Genomic DNA, 18,287 nt, shown 5'->3' with positions numbered 1-18,287 from the left:
TATGACTGATAACACGAGCATGGTTTTAGTACTCATTTTGACCAAGGGGCATGAGTTGGTCGACACAGGAAAATGCACGCGCATACTGCGACAGGAACGCTGCGTCATTGGACGTGGAAGCAGTGCGGATTGGATTCTTCCCGATCCTGCAAACCAGCTTTCGCGCCGTCATTGTGTCGTTGAGTGGAACGACGGGGCCTACCGCGTCGTCGATACCAGCTCCAATGGAACCTTTGTTAATGATTGGGACGAACCAGTTCCCAACGGTGAGGCCTGTGGCCTTCAGGATGGCGATGTTATCAGGGTCGGAAACTATTACATCAGCGCACAAATGTTGCCAGAAGATGCTGATGCCCGTCTGAAAGTGGATGACTTTCTTGCAGAACCTGAGAACCCTGATCCACTTGCAAATCTTCTTCCTAAAGAACTCGACATGGAGGATGACGACTGGGTCGATGACCAGATCGTTACCCCTGAAGACGAACTTTCCGAGGTTCTGAATGACCCACTGGAGTCTCCAGAATCTATTCTCAGAAAAGCGACTGAAACACTGGACTCCTACCCTGCCAGCGCTGGGAAAGAACCTATTCCGCCAGTTAGTTATGGATTTGAAGGATACAAATATTCCAGCTCAGTACCGTTTGAAAGTGAAAGCGGCATTTCGAGTGAGGAAGGTGCAAGTGCGTGGGATCACAACCGCACGGAATCCGATTCATTTAAATTGCCCAGAACGCATCACCAGACCATTCCTGAGGACTGGGATGTAGCCCCGAAAAAAGACATTCAGAACAAAGCTCGTAAACCAAATGACGATTAGCCACATCAAACGCATTGCGTACATTTTGCTTTTGAGTATCGGTCTGGCCTCCTGCTCCGCCGAGATGCCGATGCCTGTCATGATCACGACGACAGTCATCGCGGACAAGGAGTTGAACCAGAACGCAGATGGGATGTCGACGCCTGTTCAGGTGAAGATCTTTTACCTTACGTCTGATGCCGAGTTTAAAACTCATGACTTTTTCACTTTGTTTGAAAAAGGAGACCAGGTTCTCGGCAAAAACCTGCTTGCTATGAAGGAAGTTTTCATAGCTCCCGACAAGATCATGAAGGTAGCAGTCAAGGTTGACCCCAGTGTGGCATTTGTCGCTGTGCTCGGTGCCTTTCGGAAAGTGGATACAGGAACATGGAGTTCGGTGATTATGGTTCCAAACAATCAGCCATCGAGCCTCATTGCGTATTTGAGCAAGCTTGAAATTACTCTGCAGCCCGACAAGACAGTAAAAGAAGGATGGTTCTATTAATGACCACTCATAACAAAGTTGTCTGGTCAGAAGGTCTGTTTCTACAGCCGCAGCACTTTCAGCAGCATGATCGCTATCTGGAACAGCTGGTCAGTGACACTATCTCGAGCATTCGCCCTCACCCCTGGGGCCATACAGAGATGAAAATAAATCAGGAAGCCCTGAAACTGGGCCAGTTTGCACTCAATTTTGCCAGCGGTCTGATGCCGGATGGTACGCCTTTTAAAATGCCACAGGAATGTGACGCTCCTGCGTCTATTCCAGTTCCTGAAAGCGTAAAAAACTCGGTCGTTTATCTTGCATTGCCTATTCGCCAACCTGGTGCCTACGAATATGAATATCCAGGTGTGCAAGAAACCGCTGCGCGCTATGTGGTGCATGAATCCGAGGCGCGAGATGCAATCACCGGCAGTGACGCCAGCGTCCAGATGGAAACTGGTCGGCTACGGTTCTCTTTTAAGTTCGACTTTGAGGATCTGGAAGGCTGGATCTGCTTGCCTATCGCTCGTGTGATTGAAGTACGGGCAGATAAGCAAGTTATTTTAGATGACGAGTACATCTCCACGTGCCTCGCCTCACATTCCTCCTCAGTGCTTTATGGATACATTCGCGAGATCTGGGGCATGCTGAGCCACCGGGCAGATGCACTTGCAGGGCGTGTTTCGAACTCCGGCAGTAAGGGTGTTGCAGAGATTTCGGACTTTCTGCTTTTGCAGACCGTCAATCGCTATGAACCACTCTACGCCCACTTTGCGCAAACACCCTCGCTCCATCCTGAAGCGCTGTACCGGATTTCGATCCAGCTGGTTGGTGAGCTTGCAACATTTACAGCGGCAGCACGGCGCCCCTCAACACTTCAGCCTTATCGGCACGAAGCCCTGACAGAGACATTTGCTCCTGTGATTGCTCATTTGCGACAGCACCTTTCTGCTGTTCTGGAACAGACTGCCGTGCCGATACCGCTGGAAGAGCGCAAGTACGGCGTTCGTGTTGGCATGCTGCTCGATCGCAGCCTGATCAAGTCGGCTCGGTTTGTGCTTGCTGTTAGTGCTGACCTGCCATCGGAAGTGATCAATCGACACTTCCCGGGGCAGATTACGATTGGATCTGTCGAACAGATCCGAGACTTTGTGAATTCCGCTTTGGCCGGCATCGCAGTGAAGCAACTGCCAGTCGCGCCAAGACAGATCCCGTACCACACGGGCACAGCATATTTCGAACTGGATCCGGCCTCATCACATTGGGACGAAATCCGTGTTTCTGGCGGTCTAGCGATGCATGTCGCGGGTGATTTCCCGAAACTTGTGATGGAACTCTGGGCGATCAGAGAGCAATAAGCGGCTAACGGACTGAGGAGTTGAGATTATGGCAAAGAAGGATTTCACTGCCCTTTCGGTGGACTCAGTCGACACTGTCATCTCGACTGATGCACCCAATCCTGATCATCCTGACGCAGGTAGTACCAACCTTCCGGCGCAAACGCCTGCAGGCTATTGGTTCCTTGGCGCTGACGATATTCAATTTGTCCCACTTGGGAATAATCCTCTTATCAAAGCAGCCTCCAGTTTGTTGGCCTTAGCTGCCCGCTTGCGAAATCACGCTCAGCATCGTGATGTGAATGCCCTGCGCTCTCATGTTATTTCCGAGATCCGCTCTTTCGAACACAACGCTATGCTAAACGGTCTTTCTTCTAAGACCATTCGCATTGCCAGATATGTGGTCTGTGCAACCCTTGATGACATAATTCTCAATACTCCGTGGGGTAGTCGCAGCATTTGGGCAACGCAAAGCCTTGTCAGTAACTTCCACAAGGACGTGTCCGGTGGCGATCGATTTTATGATCTATTGAGGAAGACGCAGGCCAACCCAAGTCGTGACAAAGATCTTCTGGAATTATTGTATCTTTGTATTTCTTTGGGGTTTGAAGGTCGCTTGCGGATCATGCCGCAAGGCAGCAATACGATGTCGCGCCTGCGTTATGGCATATCACGCCTCATTCGCTCGCTGCGAGGAGATCAGGAAACTGATCTATCACCTCACTGGAGAGGTGTTGAAGATGCGTATCGACCTTTAAAGTGGTCTATTCCTGTATGGGGTATCTTCTTTGGAGCAGCACTCCTCGCCCTGCTGATTTATGCTGTGCTTGCGCTTTGGCTTGGAGAGAAAAGTGAGCGCATTGCGTTCCAGTATGAGTCTTTAATCAACACAAGCCCAATTGATCTGACTCACCAACCTGCTCCGCCACGAGCAGCTCTACCGAACTTGCCACAACAACAGGCAGCACCTGGAACACCTTCCTCACCTCAAGTCGTTCGTAACAGCACGTTGCCTGCTTATCTGCAAGTTAGCAGGTTCCTTGCTCCTGAGATCCGGCAAGGTCTTGTCGTCGTGATGGATGTGCAAGGCAACGTGGTGATACGCCTGACAGGTTCTGGCATGTTTGCAACTGCTAGAGATACGCTCACTGCCCGCTTTATTCCAGTCGTCAATCGTGTCGCTGAAGCGGTGAACACGCAGCCTGGTACCATCAATGTAGTTGGCTTTTCAGACAATATTCCAATTCGAAATGCCCGTTATCCGAACAATGTTGCACTTTCCAAGGCGCGTGCTCAAACAGTTGCAGATCTCATCAAGGTCAGACTGACAGACAGGACACGTGTCAAAGCCATCGGCAGAGGATCAGCTGATCCAATTGCGACCAATGCAACAGCTGAAGGGCGTGCTCAGAACAGGCGCATTGATATTACGCTTATTCCGCCTTCTGGCCAGGGAGGCCAGCAATGAAGAAACTCAAACGCTTTTTCCCCTTTTGGTTTGTTACGCTCCTCATCACACTAATATTGTGTGCGGTCATCTGGATTTATGGCCCAAGTCTATCGATCTTCGGCGCAAAACCTTTTGCGATGGCTGTCGTTCGTATGCTGATCGTCATGGGCCTTTTGATGATCTGGGCCGCGATCAATATTGGACGCCTTTCCCGGCGAGCAAGAGAAGCAGAAGCCAAGAACGAAGAAGAAGAGGAAGAAGAAGAGCCTGAAGTCGATCCTGAAGAGCTGGCGAAGAATGAAGCAGCGCTGGTCTCTGGCAAGGTTGAGAAGAGTCTGAACATTCTCAAAACGGCAAGTGTCGATGGTAAACTAGGCCGTAAGGTGATCTATCAGCTGCCCTGGTATCTGATGATTGGGCCAGAGGAATCTGGCAAGACCACTGCTCTTTTACGTTCTGGAATGAAGTTTCCACTGGCTCACAAACTGGGCCAGAAAGTGGATGCAGCGACGATTGAGCCCACTGCAGAATGCGAATACTGGTTCAGCAACAACGCGATCATCGTTGACAGCGCTGGCCGTTATACCATGCAGGACCAAGATGAGGTCATCGATGCTTCTGGCTGGAACACACTGCTTTCATTGATTAAGAAAAACCGCCGCCGTCAGCCGCTGAACGGCATGATCATTGCGATCAATCTTGCAAAGCTCGCAACAATGCGTTCGGATCAGCGTCTGGATATGGCGCGGACGGTCAAACAACGCTTCAAGGAAGCTGAGAAGCAACTGGGCCTTCGCTTTCCCATCTACGTGATGTTCACTAAGCTTGATTTGATCGCCGGTTTTGCCGACTACTTCCAAGTCCTTGGCAGAGATGAGCGACACCAAGCCTGGGGTATGACTTTCCCCGTTGATGACGGCAAATCCTCCGAGAATGCGATCAGTCATTTCGATGAGGAATATGAGTTGCTCATGGAGCAGCTCAACTCGCGCGTCTACGACTACCTGAATAAAGAAACGGACATACAGCACAGAAGTCTGATCTTCAGCTTCCCGCAACAAATGGCCTCGCTGCGAACCGTGCTGAATGATTTCCTGACCGAGATGTTCCGTCCTAATCGTTATGAGGACCGCAGCTTTTTGCGTGGGGTTTATTTCACCTCTGCCACCCAGGAAGGTCAACCTGTTGACTTGCTTGCAGGTTCGATTGCGCATGCCTATGGGATTGGCCGACAGGCACTTCCCTCTGCTCCCTACGAGAAACACGCGTATTTTCTGGAGCGCTTGTTCTTTGACCTGATTTTTGGCGAAGGCAACCTTGCGGGCGAGAGCAAGCAAGTGATGCGCAAGCAGAAGATCCGCAAACGCCTCTCTTTTGCTGCTTGTGTGATCGTTCTTGCATTTTTAACAACGGTTTGGGTCATCAGCTATGAGATGAACCAGGAAAACATCATCAACCGCGCCCAAGCTGACTTGAAAGAATACCCCAAATTTGCTGACCGAATTGATGCTGTGCGCGTCAATGATGCCAACTATCTATCTGTGTTGCCGTTGCTAAACTACCTTCGAGACCTGCCAGGTGGTTTTGCGGATCAGCAAGAAAAACCGCCTCAAAATGAACGTTGGGGCCTTAACCAGATTCCGAATGTTTCAGAGGATGCGGATGCGCTTTATCACAACGGACTGGAGCGCTATTTGCGACCACGCATGATGCTCCGCCTTGAGCAGCAAATGGTCGCAAACATAGACAATCCAGAATTCCTGTTTGAAGCCTTACGGATTTATCTGGAACTGGCGGATAAAGGTCCGCTGGAACCGGAAGTTATTCAGCGTTGGGAAGAAACTGATTGGCAGTCCCTTTACAGTGACCCTCGGCAAGTGACAGAGCGTGACCAACTTTCAAATCATCTTGCAGCGTTGCTGGACCAGCCCTTTAAGGTCCGAATTGATGTGAATACAGAGTTGGTTAGTCAGGTTCGAGAGATTCTGAATGCAACTCCAATCGCGGAGCTGGCTTATTCCTTTATCAAAGCAGGACAAGCCGCTCAAAGTCTTCCGGAGTGGCGTCCTGACGAAGCTGCAGGCTCTGCTGTAACTCGGGTCTTCACACGATCCTCAGGCAAACCTTTGAGCGAAGGTATTCCTGGCCTTTACACTTATGAAGGTTTCCGTGGTGTGTTCCTTCCTCAGTTGGTTGATAGCATTCAGAGCTTCGTTCGAGAAAGCTGGGTGCTCGGTCCAAACGGTCAGTTGGAAAACAAAGAAGAGACTGTCACCCGTATCGAACGTGGCGTTTTAGGGCTTTATCTGGATGACTACGCCCGCATGTGGGATGCGATGCTGGCTGACCTGCGCATTGTGAAGTTTACAAGCCTGTCGCAGGCGACAGACGTCATTAATACGGCTTCCGGCCCGAATTCACCTATCCGTAATCTTCTCGTTTCAGTGGCTGAGCAAACTCAGCTTACACGGACTGAAGCTCCATCCAGCGCTACCGGCGTTGCCCAGAACGTTGCAGGCGGAGCAGCTCGTATTGCGCAGGAAGAAGCCCGCGCGACCACCAACCTGAGACAGCAGCAGCTTGTTGAAGTGCTTGGTGAAGCTGTTCCGACGAGTGAAGGTGGCCCGAAACCGGTTCCACCGGGCACTTCTGTGCAGGCGCGCTTTGAGCCTCTTGATAGTTTCACATTAGGGTCAGGGAGTGGCACCACTCCGCTCGACGCTTTGTTGATGAAGGTCACTGATCTTTATCGTGAACTTAACCGGATTTTGCTGGCTAACAACACTCAGCAAGACGCCCTGAGCTATATTCTTGGCGGCGGGAGTGATGCGGTTAAAACACTGAAGGATGAAGCACCTAACGTTCCTATGCCGCTGCAAAGTTGGATACTGGAAATGCTTCAGTTCTCCTCACAAGTTACCGTAAACGATGCTCAAAAAGCCATCAATGCAACCTGGGATTCAGAGGTTTTACCTTTGTGCAGCAATGCTCTTTCTGGCCGCTATCCGGTGGCAAATGGTCAGCAAGCCTCGGTGATGCTGGACGATTTTTCGACCCTGTTCAAACCGGGTGGCAAGATTGAAGCGTTTTTCAATACCAACATCAAATCATTCGTCGACACCTCCTCCACACCGTGGAAATGGAGAGAGAGCGACAATGCCAAGATTGATGTCTCAAAAGACAGCCTTCAAGTCTTCGAAAAAGCTAACAATATTCGCAACGCATATTTCGCAAATGGGGGGGATAAACCATCTGTTGCATTCACGATGACACCCTTGGATCTGGACGTCGGATCAACCAGAGTTGCCCTCACCGTGGATGGGACAACAGTGAGCTATGCGCATGGTCCAACACGCCCGATTGAGTTGAATTGGCCTGGCGAAGGTGTACCAGCTGCAAGTCTCGCATTTTTCCCTGCGATTGCCGGAGAACCGAACTCCATAAATCTCAGCGGACCATGGTCCCTCTTTCGTTTATTGGAAAAGGCAAGCGTGACAAAAACTGAGCTACCCGATCAATACAAGGTGAGATTTACGCTTGGAAATCGATTTGCCACCTTCAACCTCATGGCCAACAGCGTGAACAATCCATTCTCAGCCAGGCTGCTTCAGAATTTCACCTGTCCTAAGGAGCTCAATACCTAAAATACAGGTTTAGTGGTTCTCGATAATAATAAAACCAATTGGAGCCTCGAATGTCTGACGATCAACTAACGCCCCAACAACTTGAGTGGGTGAAATCAGTTTATAGAGCACTCGGCTGGACCTTTAAGGAACAGGATGAGGCTGAGCGTGAGACAGCCGCAGCAATCAAAGAAAAAGAAGAGAAAGAGATTGCACAGGCGACAGCTAAGACAAAAGCTGAAGACGACAAAAAAGTCGAAGCGGCTGTTACAGAAGCAACTGCTGAGCGCATAAAGGCAGAGAGTGATGAAAAACTCAAAGATGTCACTGCGCAACTCTCTGAGTTAAAGGCCGACGTTAAAGATCATTTTGTTCATGAGAATGAAGACACCGATGCTGATGCTCTGGCAGCGCTTGCAAGCCAGAGTAAGCAGCTTCTGGAACGTCTCAACTCTATTTACGGACATAAAAAGGATTTTGAGAATTATCCAAGCGAAGCGATTGCTTTTGATAAAAGCTATGAAAATGCGAAAGCGCTCATTCAAACCGCTGCTTTGGAGATCAAAACCAAAGATACGGATGGTGCACATAACAGCCTGATAGATGCCGAATCCACCGTTGATGATATGCAGACGCTTTGGCAAGGCGTTGTAGCCGCGGCCAAGAGCAAACCAGCAGAACCTCCTGTTCCGGCTGAGTTGAAGCCATATGTCATGGAAGTTGGTCAAGGTATCAAATCGATGACCGGCATTGGATTTTCCGGACCAGCAACACGCCTTGGAAAAACCTTGAAGGACGTCAGAGCAGCGAAGGTGCCCAAAGACGATCCTGCCTGGGAAATTCTACTTTATGAGAATGAAATGGCCATGGCTGCGGTTGGGGAGTTTGACCAGCTCAAGAACCATATTCAAAAGCTGGCGACAAGTTTGCGCAACTCCGGTGTTGCGGACGCTGCTGGCGACATTGAAACCACACTTGATAATTACATGTCGGACGCCTCCAGAACGGTCCCGACCATTCGCAGTTTGCTTAGTTCACTCAAAGCCTCCGCAGCACACAAGAACAGCATGAGAAAAGAAGCGCGGTGGGATGCAGCGCAGCTTGGTGAGCGTACAGAGCGCTTCCGCGATGATTTGAAGAAACTGGTCCTTTACGACAAGCAGGGAAATCTGGTCACCAAACCTGATGAACGTCGTGCAATCAAACGTGCGGGAGATGTCCCTGGCTTGAATCAGGACGTGATGATCCAAATTCCACGTCGCCCCAAAGATGCGAAGGAAATTCCGCGCAAAACCATCGACAGTCTTCTTCAAACCTTTGAATTTCTTGATGAGTTGAAAGCATCCGGTGTGACAGGTGTGGAAGATATTGCTGTTGAGGAGTTCCTGAAAGCTGAAGCAATCCTTTCCGGTATTCAGAAGGATCCCGGTGCCTATAAAAAGCTGACTAAAAACCTAGATAAGCTACGCGAGAAAATCGACAAGATCTCGAAAGGCAAGGAAGGTGCTTATTACATCGAAGAGCGGTTGCGTCTCACGGATGACATCGATGAACTGGAAGAAGAAGCCCTCTCCATGAACATCGAAAAAGCACTGGCTTCATGCACTGAGATGGAAGCCAAGCAATTACACCCACTCGAAGAAGGTGTTCGCAAGGCTGTCAAAAACCGAGAATTGTTCGACACCAAAGTTAAGATCATCGAGAACCAGTTTACAGAAATTCCAAAACTGCTCGCACAAATGGGGAAAGCAGATCCCAGCCTTGCCAAGATGGTTGGTTCTCTATTCGCGCCAGATGAGATCAAGCAATATCATGGTGATCTGGATGTCTTTTTCGATCAAGCGAAAGACCTTGCCTACAACGCAACCACCAATGACGAACTTGCCCATTCACTTGATCTGGCGAACCGCCTGATCTTCCGCGTCGACCGTTTTGTCCACGAACTGGAAGGCCAGTTGAGCCATCTTCACAAGCTTGCTGAGATGGAGAAGAAAGGCGAGAAAATCACAGATGCAGATCGCTTCAGTAAGGCAGAGCTGAAGTACTTCAAAAAACTGGAAGTCGACTACAAGAAGGGTGTTGCCCGACAGAAAGATCAGAAGGAAGCTAAGAACGCCTTCCTCACCAAATCCGGCCCGCTTAAAGATGAGCTGGATATGATGACGTCGAAAGATATCTCCATCAAGCGTATCCTTGCTTACTACAAGGGTGTTGATCGCGTTGACCCCAGCAAGTTTGATACATCTCGTTTGAAAGAACTTCGCATGGAAATCGCGGAGCTGGAAGATCAGTCTGACGCTTCTCATACGCACAAAGAAAACCTTGCTAAACTGAAAGAGCTGGAAGGTGCTCTGGATGCAATGCGTGGTGAAATTACGGGCTTCAGAGAGGACATTGCGAGAGACATCTCAACGTTTTCTGATAAATGCATCGCACGCCTGATCAAAGCCAAGCAGTATATCGACAGCTCTTTTGTCAATGCAGTGAAAGACAAGCAGGATGCCGGTGAAGAAGCGGTGGATGTCGCTGCTTTGCGAAAGTTCTCGTCGTGCATTTCTCAACCGTTGGCCCTTGCAGAGTTGCCAAAGCAAGTTGCAGCTATTGCTGACAAATCAAAAGACCTGAAAGAGCGCAAGAAAGCCCGCGAAAATGCCCTAAGGCAAGTGCGGCCACTGATTGCGCAACTGGACAACAGTCAGGCTATTCAGCTCTATATGCGACACCCCTTCAGCGATCTGCCGAATGATCTGAACATACTGCGTCCTGAGCTGATTCAGCTGGAAGTGAAGCTGCTCTCTCTTGGTGGCTAAGATACAACAAGAAGGATCGAAAACGATCCCACACTGGAGTTTATCATGACGTTAACTCCGTCTCAAATTGACTGGCTCTCACAGGCCCAAGGCGGCGTGGAGAACTTCGAATCTGATAGTGAAAACGAAGAGAAGAAATCTGCAGAACTGACCAATATTTTAGCTAAATTGGATGCAGATAAGTCGGTTATTCACCAAGCTCAGGATTTTCAAATTGAGCTCGCCCGAAGTCCAAATGTTTTTAAGCGCAAGCTGCAAAAAAGCAAAATGGACTTTATGACCGGTGATATGAAAACCGAGGTAGATTCCTACGCGGACGTGACTTCTGAAACGCCTCTCATTCAATCTGAAAATGTTGATGCGCTCAATGCCGCTTTCGGCAAAATCCTCGAGCGGCAGGCAGAAATGATTGCGGCGAAGAAGAAGGATGAGAAGACACGGCTTTTCAGTGATGCAGATATCACCCGGGAACTTTGGACTCCGCTGGTTCGCGAAGGGATCATTCCCTCCAACATTGTGCCGGATAAATACAGTCAATTTGTGCAGATGTTCCAGGGTGCCTCTGAGATCTATGAGGGAAAGCTGGAGCAACATAGTGAAACGGCTTCAAAGTATGAGAACACGCTTGAAGCCATTGGGTTTGCCCGTGATGTCGTCTCACTGGCCGGAAGTCTTGGCAGTAGCGCACTGACCATTGCCAACTTTGAAGACCAATCTCGTTCACTAGCAGAAAAACGCGAAATTGCAGCCAAACGTCAGGTTCTGAAGGGGAAGCAGGGTCAGATTGCCGGAGACCTTCGGACTGAGTTCAAAATGGGTGCAAACACTTCGGATGCAGAGGTGCTGGAAGAAGCTGCCCGACGTGGTGAATATAGTTGCGAGATCAAAAGCTACCAGAATGTAGAAGCAGCCCAATCACAGCTCGTTGAGCAGCTAATGGGGCAAAACAAGCTTTTCGAAGAGGAAAAAGCTTTACTGACGATGTCCACGTCGTTGCTGGATGGCGGTCTTGCCATGGCAGAAAAAGGTATCCAGTTTTCGGAGAGACAAAAGAACGCAAGAAACACACTCGCCTTTGCCCAAGACGCTGCTGATATCGTTGCTGGCCAACTTAAGCTTGCATTGGAAGCAACAGGCAAAACCTACGAGCAAGAAGAGCACCAAACCACAGACCAGATAGAGTTTGAAGGCGCTGCAGATAAGGATACGCTCCAGAATATTTCTTATGCTGCAGGCGCTGTGAGTGTCGCTATTGAAGCCAACCAAATTGCGCGGAAGATTGCCTTAGCAACGCAAGCAAAAACGAACAAAGAGCGAGAGAATGCAGTTTTGCAAATTGCTGGGTCTATCGCAGACTCCCTTGCTGAGGCTTTTTTTGCAGCAGGTGACGTTCAAGGCCATGTCGATACGGGTAAACAAGATTCTGCACTGACTCTCAAGGATGAAAGCAAAGCATATGCCTACGGTGACCCTGCGCCTGGTCCTGGAAATGAAAATGACCAGACCGAACTGATTGGTGTTTCAATCAAGGCTTTTTTTGTCTTAGGTGTCAACACCGGCACTGCTGTTAAAGCGCTCAAAGATAAGGATTACAAAGCCTTTTCTGAATCCCTTGTTCTAGGTTTAATGCAGCTAGCTTCTTCTGCTACCACAGGCCCCCTCGCCGCAATGGCCAAGCCTGATCTTCCTCTCAACACTGATGAGGAAAAAGAAGAACTTAGTGAGCTCTCAGCCCGTGAACTTATGGATCGGAAGCTGGAACGATCTGGTTGTACGTTTAAACGAACGGAGCGCGAGGCGTTTCTTGATGGTTTTCAAGATCCACAATACTTGCACAAAATCACGAATAATATGCGTGAAATGCAAGATGCCTTCCGTGAGGCAAATGACAAGAAGAAGATGGATGCTGAAACGGTAAAGCGAACGAATGCTGCCATTCAGAAGATGGAAGCGAAGAAATCCTGGGACGCACTTGCCGACTTTAAGAAGAAGCAATCCAACAAGAAAGAACGCGAAGAGTTTATGGAAAAACTCGAAGCGGATGTGGAAGCAGAAACAAAAGCGCTGAAAAACCTGATTGAGGAGGCTTCCCCTCCTCCTGATCCTGAAGACACGAAGGCTCTTCAGAAATCAATGGAAGCGGTCGAAAGACTGATTGCTGACATCAAAGCCTCTGAAATGAAGTACAAGCTGATTGAAAAGATTGCTAAGGGTGGTGTTCAGGTTCTGGTGCGTGTTGTTCCGGCAACGGGCATGGTTGAGGCTTGCAGAAAACTTGCGTTTGACGCAGTTGCTCTTGGTAAGAAAGCAGCTGAAGTTGAAAAGTGGCGCAGGAACGTGAAAATGGCACAAACCGCCAATTCGCCCTATTACCACGCTTGTAAGGAGCGTCATACACAGGCAGCGGTTCAAGTCAGTCAGAAGACAATCAATACCTTCCTATCTATCATTGGCGTGGCTACAGAGGCCACGCGCCTGGCAGATTCAACGCAAGCCTCTACGGGGCTTTCTCTTGCAAAGAGCATGGGTCAGGCGCTCTCTGATTTTGGCTATAAAACTTACGGACGCACTAAGGTCGTTTTTGGATGGCGGAAGTATCTTGATGCCCGCAAAAATCCAGAGAACCGCAAGAAGGCCCGCGAGGCAATTGCTTGGAACTCGACACTTGCCAAGTGTGTGCTTGCCTACGGCATTGTTGAAGAACGAGATCCTATCGCACAGCAAGTTGGCCGCAACTGCGGTTTGACACCCGAGGTCTTGGTATCAAACAGTGATGTTTGTGCTGCGGTGGTGCGGTACTTTGAGACGCTTTACAGTGAAGATCCTGTCGTCTTACGACGTGTTCCGAAGGTCGCAAACTGGCACCCTGGAACACCGGATCTGACACTCAAGAGCTGGTTCAGCTTTAAACGTGCAGCGACCAAGAAAGCCTATCCTTTGATGGCTAAAGAATGCTGTAAGACACCAGCTATCGAGCAAGCTTTGAAGGCACTGCACACCTTGTGTGGTGGAGATCCGTTCAACTACCCTTCTGTTCGGGATGACATGATTTCCGAAGATAACTGGCAGGAAAAGATCCTGACCTACGCTCAGGATGTTCAAAAGCATCTTGAGACTCTTGAACTGGAGTTCAAGGGATATCGCCCAGTCACTGCTGAACCAAAAGACAAGAAGACACAGGCTTGGACGGGTGGCCGATTACATACCGAAATGATGGAAGTCGCGGATTCTTTGCGAGCACAAGCAACGTTGATCCTCCGCGATGCCAGAGCAGATGTGAAGACTTATAGTTCTTAACCCGTTCTCCTGAACACGTTGGAGTTTGTCATGCCCCTTACCGGAAAACAGCTCGATTGGCTCAAAACAGCGCAACAAGGCGCCGGCAATTTTGAACAAAATGCCGAACGTGTTGCAGCCAAAGCTGGACGATTGAATGACATTATGACCAAGCTGGATGGAGACAAAGAAACCATTCGCGAGGCACAGAACTTTGAAGTAACGCTGGCGCGGAATGAAAAATGGTTCAAGCTCCCCGGCTCGGGTACTAAAATGCCCTGGATGACCGGGGATATGCAGACAGAGATTGACACCCGCGCTGATATTCGTGCCGATAGCGGGGCAATTAATGCTGAGACTTTGAAGAAGCTCAACGCTTCCTTTGAACGCATTTTGGCACGACAAGCCGAGATGATTGCGGCCAAAGATAAAGATGGCAACGAGATGTTTTCTGAAGAGGACATCACACGCGAACTCTGGACTCCGCTGGTTCGTGAAGGGATCATTCCATCAAACCTGGTCCCTTCCCGCTACAGCCAGTTTGAGAAGATGTTCAAGGGTGGTGCAAAAATCTATGAGCAAAAGCTTGATGAACATAGCGAAACCGCTTCCAAACACGAAAATACATTAGAAGCCATTGGTTTTGCGCGTGATGTCGTGACGCTTGCCTCATCTATCGGATCCAATGCAATCACTCTGGCCAATCTGAATACAGTTGCGGGTGATGCGCCTGACAAAGACCAGATTTCTGCCAAACAGGATGTCCTGAACAACCAGAAAGGCCAGGTAACAGGCGATTTGCGCAAGTCGCTTGGAATGGATGCGAATGCAAGCTCAGAGGATGTCATCAAAGCAGCAAAAGATGCCGGGAAGTATGGAGATCAGCTTCAGAAGGTAACCAATATTGATTCAGCTTTAAACTCGCTGGGAGAAAATCTCTCAAAGGACGCCAATTGGGTGGCTGAACAGCGTGCGTTGTTTACTGCAACGACTACATTGCTCGACACCGGTCTTGCAGCTGCGGAAAAAGGTATTGTCTTTTCAGAGCAGAAAGGCAAAACAGCCGCAGATAAGCTGAGCTTTGCGAACGAAGCTGGCGAGATGATTGGTGAAGAGATCAAAAAGGTTCTCTCTGCTGGCGCTGCTTTTGACAAATCCGCGTCTGACCGCAAAGGCGAGGATGACCACGGCAATATCTTTGAAGGTGTTTCTGGCCTGATTGATGTTGCTATGGCTGGCGGGCGCGTTTCAGAGAAAATTTTGCAGGCTACACAAGCTCCTGACAAAGACGCCAAGCAAGAAGCGGTGATGTCCATCATCGGAACACTTGCAGATTCCCTCTCCACGGCAATTTCGTCGGGCTCGCAGTTGAGCGGTACGGAATCCACTACTCCCGAGATTGTTGGTGAAGCGCTTAAAGCTGCAATGATTGCAACGACTGATGCCGGTACAGCGACAAAAGCGTTGATTGATGGCGACTATCAAGCCTTTGCAGAAGCCCTCACAGGAGGCCTGGCAAACCTCGCCAGTACTACTGGTTCTGATGCCATTGGTGATGCCATCACGAGCAAGATTCAGCCAGATCAAGGTGAGTTGACAGAAGAAGGCGAAGCTGAGACTGAAGGCCTGACACCGCAGCAAATTCTTGAGAAAAAGCTGAAACTTGCTGGTCCAAGCGCGGGTGTCCAGAGCGTTGAGAAGAGCATGGAGCTTCTTTCTGACGAAGACATCATGGCAAATGTCAACGCTTTGCTGACCGGCGGTCTCGATAAGTTCAAGAAGCCAGGCCGCGATGAAAAAGACGCTGAGATCGTCAAGAAGAATACAGCAGCTGCGCTGAAAAAGATCGAAGAAGAAAAAACAGGCAATGCACTTGCTAGTCTGAAGGAAAAGCTTGCTGATCCTAAAGAGCGCAAAGCATACATGGATGAAATCGAGAAGCGCGCAGATGAGGAGCACAAGGCTCTGCAAGATCTTATTGCAGAAGCTTCCTCACCTGATGACCCGAATGATGAAAAGGCCGTCGAGAAATCTTTGAAGGCCATCGACACTCTGCTTGCTGATATCAAAGCTTCTCAAATGAAGATCAAGATGATCGAGACCATTGCGAGTGGTGGTGTAAAGGCAGTCACAACGATCTTCCCTGCAACAGGCCTTGCAGAAGCGATCAGAAAATTGACCATGGATGCAATCGCGTTGGCGAAGAAATCTGCTGAGGTCGAGAAATGGCGCAAGAACGTCAACATGGCTGAAGCGAGTAACTCGGTCTATTACCATGCAATCAAAGAGCGACATACACAGGCCGCTATTCAGGTGAGCCAGAAGACGCTGAACACCTTCTTCTCCGTTGTTGGTGTTGCCGCTGAAATTGCGCGCTTGGCTGATGCAACACAGGCTTCTGCCGGCATCTCGGCAGGTATGAACATGGGCCGTGCGCTATCTGATTTCGGTTATAAAACCTATGGCCGCGCGAAGATTATTTATGGCTGGAAGAAGTATCAGGAAGCGCGGATGGACCCTGCAAACCGTAAAGCGGCACGTGCTGCGATTGCAGGCAATTCCACGCTTGCCAAGTGTGTGCTCGCCTACGGAATTGTGGAGGAAAAAGACCCCATTGCCCGCCAGGTTGGCCGGAACAGTGGTTTGACGCCGGAGGTGCTGGTTTCCAGCACAGATGTATGTTCTGCAGTTGTGCGGTACTTTGAGACGCTTTACAGCGATGATCCTGTTGTACTGCGCCGAGTGCCAAAGGTGGAGAACTGGCATCCTTGTACGCCTGATCTGACCCTGAAGTCCTGGTTCTTGTTCAAGAAGGCAGCTACCACGCGAGCCTATCCACGAATGGCCAGAGACAGTTGTCTGACACCAAACATTGATCGTTCCATCAAGGAGCTGCATAACCTTTGTAATGGCGACCCATTCAAGTACCCAGAGGTGCGGGATGAGCAACTGAGCAAACCGGATGGTATGAAAGCGGTGTTTGATTATGCCACACAGGTTGATACAGAGCTGGATAACCTGAAGAAGGCTTTGGATGCCTACTCTCCGGTGACAGACAAGCCGGAAAACCCCAAGATCGAGAAGTGGTCAGCAGGGCAACGTCATTCAGAGATGGAAGCCGTTGTTGATGCGATGTCAGCTCAAATTGAGCTCGTACACCGTGAAATCACGGCAGATCTGAAGCTCTATAAGACCTGATCCACCCCGTAACGTAAACAGCAAAGAACCGGCCTGAACTTTCAGGCCGGTTCTTTTTTTTTGCAGTGTTGTAAGCGGCTATCAGAAACGTTTCAGGAACCGCATCAAGACTGGCCAGTGATCGCTGGCGCCCTGATTATTGTCGGGATTAAAGCGCTTTGGGCGTACTCTGTTTCTTGCATCCTGTGCGTACTGGCTCGGGTGCGTGACAACTGTGTGGAAGCTACCCAAATCAGCAAACCATGTACTGTTGCTGTCCTGATCGGGACGCAATGCACCGGAAACGAGGATCATATCCAAAAATGACCAGCTCTGATCCTTATAGTAAAATGCACTGCCCGGGGCTGCACACCCGACTATCTCAGGCGGATAACTCCAGTTCCCTTCTCTCGCCAGGGCCTGAAACTCACCATTTTGAATGTCTGTGCAATTAAAATTGAAGTCGCCAGCAGCAACCGCATTTGCGTCATCAGGAAGCTTTGCACGTTCTTTGTTCAGCACTTCCATCGCATCTTTCCGGCATTGATAGGCCGCGCCAGATGGAAAATGAACACCAAAGACATGCATTGTTTCGCCGTCTGGCATCTCAAACTGAGCTTTCACAATATCACGGGTTGGATGGCAATCGTGGGGATTGTCGCCATCTTCGCCAAACACTTTAATTGTCTCCGGTTCTCCCTTAAGCGGCAAGCGCGAGATGATGCCAACATCAATACCGCGATTGTGCTCATTGTTGGAGGTGTCCAGCTGAATGACTGAGGTGTAGTCCAGACCGGCCAGTGCTTTATTGACCAGATCATCAAGCACCTTTTTGTTTTCTGTTTCAGGTAAAACCAAAATGTCCGGCGTTTCCGGGAAGGAACGAATGACAGCGCCCAGTGTCATCAATTTTTGCTTGTAGCTTTCCTCGCCCCAGTTCAGCTCAATGCATTGTTTGTAATAGTGAGAACCTTTATCATTGTAGCTCTCACACGCGTCTTCATGATCCTTACCACGGGCTTCTTTTGCTTCTTTGGAAAGGTAGGTGTCATCTCGTGGATTGTTCTCATCATCAATGGTGTCGAAGAGATTTTGCACGTTGTAACTGACGATCGTGACAGGCTTGTCTTGAGCAAAGGCTGTCGGCATGGCCAATCCGATGATCGTTGCACCCAGTAGCAAGGATTTCATGGGTTTCTCCCTTTTTTCTTTTGGGAGTACCAAACATGGGTTAGTGGCCCGTTCCGAGTGTTCTTGCAGTTTTAAGTGTTTCCGCAAAATGGCTGAGCAAAACAAAAAAAGCTGACCTAAAGGCCAGCTTTCCTATCTTAAAC

General features: G+C 49.5%; 9 protein-coding genes. 8 read left to right on the top strand and 1 reads right to left on the bottom strand.

Going from position 1 to position 18,287, the window contains the following annotated elements; all coding sequences use genetic code 11:
- Nucleotide 1 precedes the first annotated feature (1 nt).
- From PsAD46_RS15395 to PsAD46_RS15360, 8 genes are read left to right on the top strand one after another with little or no spacing between them, the layout of a single operon-like run.
- Nucleotides 2–817: an FHA domain-containing protein gene (locus tag PsAD46_RS15395; protein ID WP_208981864.1), complete on the top strand. Its 816-nt coding sequence runs from the start codon at nucleotides 2–4 to the stop codon at nucleotides 815–817.
- The gene (gene tssJ, locus PsAD46_RS15390; protein ID WP_082597106.1) at nucleotides 807–1,301 is read left to right on the top strand and encodes a type VI secretion system lipoprotein TssJ; all 495 of its coding nucleotides are present in this window, start codon (nucleotides 807–809) and stop codon (nucleotides 1,299–1,301) included. The genes PsAD46_RS15395 and tssJ overlap by 11 nt, the downstream gene beginning before the upstream one ends.
- On the top strand, nucleotides 1,301–2,638 hold the full coding sequence (gene tssK, locus PsAD46_RS15385) for a type VI secretion system baseplate subunit TssK (RefSeq protein ID WP_063288533.1): 1,338 nt from the start codon (nucleotides 1,301–1,303) through the stop codon (nucleotides 2,636–2,638). The genes tssJ and tssK overlap by 1 nt, the downstream gene beginning before the upstream one ends.
- A gap of 28 nt (nucleotides 2,639–2,666) precedes the next feature.
- Entirely contained in the window at nucleotides 2,667–4,085 is a 1,419-nt protein-coding gene (icmH, locus tag PsAD46_RS15380) for a type IVB secretion system protein IcmH/DotU (protein ID WP_063307289.1), read from the top strand.
- Complete coding sequence (gene tssM, locus PsAD46_RS15375; protein WP_063307288.1) at nucleotides 4,082–7,711, top strand: type VI secretion system membrane subunit TssM; 3,630 nt, start codon at nucleotides 4,082–4,084, stop codon at nucleotides 7,709–7,711. Before icmH ends, tssM begins: the two co-directional genes overlap by 4 nt.
- Nucleotides 7,712–7,761: 50 nt before the next feature.
- Nucleotides 7,762–10,500, top strand: a complete 2,739-nt coding sequence (locus PsAD46_RS15370) for a hypothetical protein (protein WP_063307287.1) — start codon at nucleotides 7,762–7,764, stop codon at nucleotides 10,498–10,500.
- Nucleotides 10,501–10,545: 45 nt separating this feature from the next.
- Nucleotides 10,546–13,797 (top strand): hypothetical protein, encoded by a 3,252-nt coding sequence (locus PsAD46_RS15365; protein ID WP_063304825.1) that lies wholly within the window; start codon nucleotides 10,546–10,548, stop codon nucleotides 13,795–13,797.
- Between the two features lie 30 nt (nucleotides 13,798–13,827).
- A complete protein-coding gene (locus PsAD46_RS15360) occupies nucleotides 13,828–16,974 on the top strand; it encodes a hypothetical protein (RefSeq protein WP_063307421.1) in 3,147 nt (1,048 codons plus the stop codon).
- An 81-nt stretch (nucleotides 16,975–17,055) separates the two neighbouring features.
- Here PsAD46_RS15360 and PsAD46_RS15355 read toward each other — a convergent pair whose 3' ends face one another.
- The gene (locus PsAD46_RS15355; RefSeq protein ID WP_063291932.1) at nucleotides 17,056–18,144 is read right to left on the bottom strand and encodes an endonuclease/exonuclease/phosphatase family protein; all 1,089 of its coding nucleotides are present in this window, start codon (nucleotides 18,142–18,144) and stop codon (nucleotides 17,056–17,058) included.
- Between the last annotated feature and the right edge of the window lie 143 nt (nucleotides 18,145–18,287).

Source organism: Pseudovibrio sp. Ad46, assembly GCF_001623065.1.
Classification (GTDB): Bacteria; Pseudomonadota; Alphaproteobacteria; order Rhizobiales; family Stappiaceae; genus Pseudovibrio.
Note: the sequence above shows the minus strand (reverse complement) of the source record. Positions and strands in the feature narration are given on the sequence as shown.

What these genes read in the sequence shown, in the direction of transcription:
- tssJ (WP_082597106.1), top strand. Translation starts at nt 807, where the DNA reads ATGACGATTAGCCACATCAAACGCATTGCGTACATTTTGCTTTTGAGT.
- PsAD46_RS15360 (WP_063307421.1), top strand. Translation starts at nt 13,828, where the DNA reads ATGCCCCTTACCGGAAAACAGCTCGATTGGCTCAAAACAGCGCAACAA.
- icmH (WP_063307289.1), top strand. Translation starts at nt 2,667, where the DNA reads ATGGCAAAGAAGGATTTCACTGCCCTTTCGGTGGACTCAGTCGACACT.
- PsAD46_RS15355 (WP_063291932.1), bottom strand. Translation starts at nt 18,144, where the DNA reads ATGAAATCCTTGCTACTGGGTGCAACGATCATCGGATTGGCCATGCCG.
- PsAD46_RS15365 (WP_063304825.1), top strand. Translation starts at nt 10,546, where the DNA reads ATGACGTTAACTCCGTCTCAAATTGACTGGCTCTCACAGGCCCAAGGC.
- tssM (WP_063307288.1), top strand. Translation starts at nt 4,082, where the DNA reads ATGAAGAAACTCAAACGCTTTTTCCCCTTTTGGTTTGTTACGCTCCTC.
- tssK (WP_063288533.1), top strand. Translation starts at nt 1,301, where the DNA reads ATGACCACTCATAACAAAGTTGTCTGGTCAGAAGGTCTGTTTCTACAG.
- PsAD46_RS15370 (WP_063307287.1), top strand. Translation starts at nt 7,762, where the DNA reads ATGTCTGACGATCAACTAACGCCCCAACAACTTGAGTGGGTGAAATCA.
- PsAD46_RS15395 (WP_208981864.1), top strand. Translation starts at nt 2, where the DNA reads ATGACTGATAACACGAGCATGGTTTTAGTACTCATTTTGACCAAGGGG.